We start from the raw sequence: 4,886 nt of genomic DNA on the forward strand, positions 1-4,886 counted from the left end.
GGCGACGGCGCCTTCGCGCTGAACGTGCTGCAGGCGCTGCTGTCGCGCGACGTGTTCATCCGCAAGCCGATGGTGCCGGTGCTCGACCGCTGCATCCGGGTCAGCGTCGGCCTCGACCATGAGCTCGACATTTTTGCTGAGGAACTTCCGGGCGCGTTGGCGGTGGCACGGGGGAACTGAAAGGCACTCTTCCTTCTTCCCTTGTAGGAGAAGGTGGATCGGCGCGTAGTGCTGAGACCGGTGTTGGACGGAGTGCCGGCGGTGCCAAGCTGGAACACCCCTCATCCGACCTCGCGGAGCCTGTCCTCGGGCTTGCCGGAGGCAAGACCCGTGGGCGAGGCCACCTTCCTCCCACAAGGGGAGAAGAAAGAGCCGCGCGGCTTGCGCCGTCTCGCCTGCCGGAATGTTCGATCCACACCTTGAATTAATTGAACGCTCATTTTATAATCACGCTTCTCGATGAGGTAAACATGGCGCGCACGACCGGTTCGGTCGGGGAAAAGACCGAAGCTGCGGTCCGCGAGGCGGCGATCAGCCTGATCGCGCGTCTTGGCTACGAGGCGATGTCGATGCGCCAGCTGGCCGCCGAGGTCGGCGTGCAGGCGGCGGCGCTCTACCGCTATTTCCCGACCAAGGAAGACCTCTTGTTCACGCTGATGCGCGAGCACATGGTAGGGCTGATCGAGGCGTGGGAGACGACGCGCCCGGCCGCGGCCGATCCGGCGACGCGGCTCGCCGCCTATGTCAAAAACCACATCGCCTTCCACATCGAACGCCGCCATTCCACCCATGTCTCGAACATGGAATTGCGCAGCCTTTCGCATGATCGCCTGACGCAGATCCTGCGCCTGCGCACGACCTATGAAAAGGAGCTGCGCGCCATTCTGCGCGACGGCGCAGAGGCGGGCGACTTCAGCGTCGAAGACACAGGTCTGACTGCCATGGCGCTGATCCAGATGATGACCGGCGTCATCGTCTGGTTCCGGCCGGGCGAGCGGCTATCGATCTCGGAGGTAACCGCCACATATCTTTCAATGACGATGCGCCTGGTTGGAGCAAAGGCCCACGGCGCGACAAAGACCTACAGCGTCGCAGCCCCTTCCGGCGAGCAAAGGACGTTGTAGCATTTTGGTTTTGCGCATGATCCACCGCGAAAATCGAATTCGATTTCGGGGCCATGCGCCGGGAGGAACGGCATGTACACGCACACACTTAACTTCGGGCTTGACGAAGACATCGAGGCGTTGCGCGACCTGGTGCGGCGCTTCGCGCAGGACAAGATCGCGCCGATCGCCGCCGAGATCGACCGTTCGAACGAATTTCCGGCGCATCTGTGGGCCGAGCTCGGTGGGCTCGGGCTGCTCGGCATCACCGCCGATCCGGATTTCGGCGGCACCGGCATGGGCTATCTCGCTCATGTTGTCGCTATGGAAGAGATTTCCCGCGCCTCGGCCTCGGTCGGCCTCTCCTACGGCGCCCATTCCAACCTCTGCGTCAACCAGATCAATCGCTGGGCGACGCCGGCGCAGAAGGAGAAACATCTGCCCGCTCTATGCACCGGCGAAAAGGTCGGCGCGCTGGCAATGTCGGAATCCGGCGCCGGCTCCGACGTCGTATCGCTCAAACTGCGCGCCGAAAAGCGCAACGACCGCTACGTTCTCAACGGCACCAAGATGTGGATCACCAACGGCCCGGATGCCGAAACACTGGTCGTCTACGCCAAGACCGATCCGGAGCTCCATTCGCGCGGCATCACCGCGTTTATCGTCGAAAAATCGATGGCCGGGTTTTCCGTCGCGCAAAAGCTCGACAAGCTCGGCATGCGCGGCTCGAACACCGGCGAACTTGTGTTTGAGAATGTCGAAGTGCCGTTCGGCAACGTGCTTCACGAGGAAGGGCGCGGTGTCGAGGTGCTGATGTCGGGCCTCGATTACGAGCGCACGGTGCTCGCCGGCGGCCCGCTCGGGTTGATGACGGCGTGCCTCGATGTGGCGATCCCCTATGTGCACGAGCGCAAGCAGTTCGGTCAGCCGATCGGCGAGTTCCAGCTGGTGCAGGGCAAACTCGCCGACATGTATACGACGATGAATGCCGCGCGCGCCTATGTCTATGCCGTCGCAGCCGCCTGCGACCGCGGCCAGACGAGCCGCAAGGACGCCGCCGCTTGCGTGCTGTTCGCTGCCGAGAAGGCGACGCAGATGGCGCTCGACGCCATTCAGCTGCTGGGCGGCAACGGCTACATCAATGACTATCCGACCGGCCGGCTTCTGCGCGACGCCAAGCTCTATGAGATCGGCGCCGGCACCAGCGAAATCCGCCGCTGGCTGATCGGGCGCGAAATCATGGCGGAGGGGGTATAAGATGGCTACGCTCCAGTCCCAGATCTCGCCAGCATCCGACACGTTCCGCGCCAATGCCGAGCGCATGCGGGCGTTGGTCGCCGACATTGCGGAAAAGGCGGCAACCGTCGAGCGTGGCGGCTCGGAGGAAGCGCGGGAACGGCACCAGAGCCGCGGCAAGCTTTTGCCGCGCGAACGCCTGGCCCAACTGCTCGACACCGGCTCGCCCTTCCTCGAAATCGGCCAGTTCGCAGCGTGGTCGATGTATGGCGAAGACATCTCATCGGCCGGCATCATCGCCGGCATCGGCCGCGTCGAAGGCACCGAAGTCATGGTCGTCGTGAACGACGCCACGGTGAAGGGCGGTACCTATTATCCGCTGACCGTAAAGAAGCATCTGCGCGCACAGGAAATCGCGCTGCAGAACAAATTGCCTTGCGTCTATCTGGTCGACAGCGGCGGCGCCAATCTGCCAAACCAGGACGAGGTGTTTCCCGACCGCGACCATTTCGGCCGCATCTTCTACAACCAGGCCAACATGTCGGCTTCAGGCATACCGCAGATCGCCTGCGTCATGGGCTCGTGCACGGCGGGCGGCGCCTATGTGCCAGCGATGTCGGACGAGACAATCATGGTGCGCAACCAGGCGACCATCTTCCTCGGCGGTCCGCCGCTGGTGAAGGCCGCTACCGGCGAGGACGTCAGCGCGGAGGAACTGGGCGGCGCCGATGTGCACACGCGGCTTTCCGGCGTTGCCGACCATTATGCGCTGGACGACGAGCACGCGCTGGCGATCGCCCGCCGCATCGTCAAGAACCTGAATCGAAAGAAGGAGATCGGGCTGGCACTTCGCGGCCCGATTCCGCCGCTTCATGCAGCCGATGAGCTCTACGGCATTGTGCCGACCGATCTGCGCCAGCCCTATGATGTGCGTGAAGTGATCGCGCGCATCGTCGACGGCTCCGAGTTCGACGAGTTCAAGCAGAATTACGGCACCACGCTGGTCACCGGCTTTGCCCATCTCAACGGCATGCCGGTCGGCATCATCGCCAACAACGGCGTGCTGTTCTCCGAAAGCGCCCTCAAGGGCGCGCATTTCATCGAGCTGTGCTGCCAGCGCAAGATCCCGCTGATCTTCCTGCAAAACATCACCGGTTTCATGGTGGGGCGAAAGTACGAGGCCGGCGGCATCGCCAAGGACGGCGCCAAGCTGGTGATGGCCGTCGCCACGGCGCGCGTGCCGAAGGTGACCATCATCATCGGCGGCTCGTTCGGCGCCGGCAATTACGGCATGTGCGGACGCGCCTATTCGCCCCGCTTCCTGTGGATGTGGCCGAATGCCCGCATTTCGGTAATGGGCGGCGAGCAGGCGGCCACCGTGCTGGCCGTCGTCAAGCGCGAGGGGATCGAGCGCAAAGGCGGAGAATGGAGCGCAGAGGAAGAGGCAAAATTCAAGAAGCCGATCCTGATGAAATATGAGCACGAAGGCCACCCGCTCTACTCCTCCGCCCGGCTCTGGGACGACGGCATCATCGACCCGGCCAAGACGCGCGAGGTGCTGGCGCTCAGCCTATCGGCGGCGCTGAACGCCGGGATCGAGGAGACAAAGTTCGGCGTGTTCAGGATGTGAGATGAGCGAAATCGACCACAGAATTCGCGTTCATACCGGCGACATCACCAAGCTGGCTGTCGATGCCATCGTCAATGCCGCCAACACCTCGCTCTTAGGCGGCGGAGGCGTCGACGGCGCCATTCACCGGACGGCCGGGCCTGAACTTCTGACTGAATGCCGGATGCTAAATGGCTGCAAGGTCGGCGACGCAAAACTCACCAAGGGCTACAGGCTGCCGGCACGCTACATCATCCACACGGTCGGCCCGGTCTGGCAAGGCGGCGACAAGGGCGAAGCCGAGCTGCTCGCCTCCTGCTACCGCCGGTCGCTCGAAATCGCCGCCGCCAAGGATTGCCGGACGGTGGCATTTCCGGCGATCTCGACCGGTGTATACCGATATCCAAAGGACCAGGCGACGCAGATCGCCGTTGGCACGGTGAGCGCCTTCATCGGCCACAACGCGCTTCCGGAAACCGTCACCTTCTGCTGCTTCGACCAGCAGACGGCAGAACTGTACCGGCAAACCGTTGCTGCCCTGGCGAAGGGTGATCTGCACCGATGAAAAGTACGATCCACATTATTCAGACTCATTTTCAACCAGGGTGCTGGTCACGCGGAAAGATTGCGGCTATTGCTCTTTGCAAATACCAATGGGGATTGGGCGAAGATGAGACTGCGACTTTTTCAGAAAACAACTGTATCTATACTTGCGGGCTTGCTTATATTAGCGGCGCCAGGCGTTGGCACAGCGGAATCGCTGGCGGGAAGCAAAGGCGACCGCCGTTTCGCAGTCCATTTTCCGCCAGGTTCGACGGGAGACTGCCCGAAGGCCTACAAAGCCTATGTTGCAGCCAGCGGGCATTCCGCTTATGCTACGAGCTTTTATTCGCGCGTGGTCGACCTCTATATCATCTGTGGCTCGAGACTCAATGCGC

Annotated in this window: 5 protein-coding genes and 1 pseudogene; all 6 read left to right on the plus strand. The window is 62.5% G+C overall.

Translation table 11 applies throughout. The annotated features are described in order from the left end of the window. Positions 1-180, plus strand: a pseudogene (locus EOA85_RS27710) (pyridoxal phosphate-dependent aminotransferase); the annotation flags it as partial. 290 nt (positions 181-470) lie between these two features. Next, entirely contained in the window at positions 471-1,124 is a 654-nt protein-coding gene (locus EOA85_RS27715) for a TetR/AcrR family transcriptional regulator (protein ID WP_065010453.1), read from the plus strand. Positions 1,125-1,196: 72 nt separating this feature from the next. Further along, positions 1,197-2,360 (plus strand): isovaleryl-CoA dehydrogenase, encoded by a 1,164-nt coding sequence (locus tag EOA85_RS27720; RefSeq protein ID WP_127211891.1) that lies wholly within the window; start codon positions 1,197-1,199, stop codon positions 2,358-2,360. A 1-nt stretch (position 2,361) separates the two neighbouring features. After that, positions 2,362-3,969, plus strand: coding sequence for a carboxyl transferase domain-containing protein (locus EOA85_RS27725; protein WP_127211892.1), 1,608 nt, complete (start codon positions 2,362-2,364; stop codon positions 3,967-3,969). A 1-nt stretch (position 3,970) separates the two neighbouring features. Next, positions 3,971-4,513, plus strand: a complete 543-nt coding sequence (locus EOA85_RS27730; RefSeq protein WP_127211893.1) for an O-acetyl-ADP-ribose deacetylase — start codon at positions 3,971-3,973, stop codon at positions 4,511-4,513. A gap of 105 nt (positions 4,514-4,618) precedes the next feature. Next, the coding region (locus tag EOA85_RS38250; protein WP_127211894.1) for a hypothetical protein at positions 4,619-4,886 on the plus strand (268 nt) is incomplete at its 3' end.

The sequence above is a fragment of the Mesorhizobium sp. M5C.F.Ca.IN.020.29.1.1 genome (assembly GCF_003997375.1).
GTDB classification, from domain to species: Bacteria; Pseudomonadota; Alphaproteobacteria; order Rhizobiales; family Rhizobiaceae; genus Mesorhizobium; species Mesorhizobium wenxiniae.